Annotated in this window: 1 pseudogene; it reads right to left on the bottom strand. The window is 49.4% G+C overall.

Annotated elements, in window-relative coordinates:
* Positions 1-32: 32 nt before the first annotated feature.
* Positions 33-792, bottom strand: a pseudogene (locus ACEVJL_RS16790) (IS5 family transposase).
* Positions 793-851 lie beyond the last annotated feature (59 nt).

The following is an 851-nucleotide window of genomic DNA, read 5'->3' as shown; positions in this document are numbered from 1 at the left end:
TAGGCCTTGTTTGAAAAATGTGTAGTCTTGTTCTAAAGCAACAAGATAGCAATAGCAGCAAGGTAGACGAAGGCCAGAAAAGAGACATCCAATTTGTCATATCTGGTAGCGACTCTCCGAAACCACTTGATTTTCTGAAAGAAACACTCAATCAGATGCCGCTCCTTGTACAGATGCCAATCTATCGGCCAGGGCTGAGAAACATTTTTCTGAGGCGGAATCACATAACTGGCCCCACGCTCTGAGATATATTCCCGGATGGCTTGCGCACCGTAAGCGCGGTCTGCCAGTATGTTGCTTCCAGTGATTTTGACTTGTTCCAATAGCTCAACGGCGTGAACAGAATCGTGGTCATTTCCAGCTGAGAGAAGGAACTCCACAGGATTCCCCAGGCCATCCACGACAGCATGAATCTTTGTATTCAGCCCGCCTCTGGTGCGGCCAACTGCCTTATTCGCCGTTTTTTTTCCCACCGTTGGCACTTTCGTGTACCTTTATGCAGGTAGAGTCTACGCTCAGGTTCTCCATGTCTGCATCCCCAGAAAGTGTGTGAAATACCCTTTCCAGTGTACCATCATCCCGCCATTTGGCAAATCGGGCATACACTGATTGCCAGGGGCCGTAGGCCTCCGGCAGCTCCCGCCACTGGGCGCCGCTTCGGACAATCCAGAGCATTCCATTCAGCATCGTCCGGTTATCCTTGCGCGGGCGACCTCGCTTTCCTGTTTCTTCTGGTGGCAGCATCGGTTTGATCCGGTCCCATTGTTCTTTTGTTAACTCATAGCGTTTCATGCCCTTAGTTTTACATATTGCGTCCTATTGTGCAACTTTTATTTTTCAAACAAGGCCTA

The sequence above is a fragment of the Flintibacter porci genome (genome assembly GCF_041925195.1).
Lineage (GTDB): Bacteria > Bacillota > Clostridia > Oscillospirales > Oscillospiraceae > Lawsonibacter > Lawsonibacter porci.
This window is presented reverse-complemented; position numbering and strand designations above follow the sequence as displayed.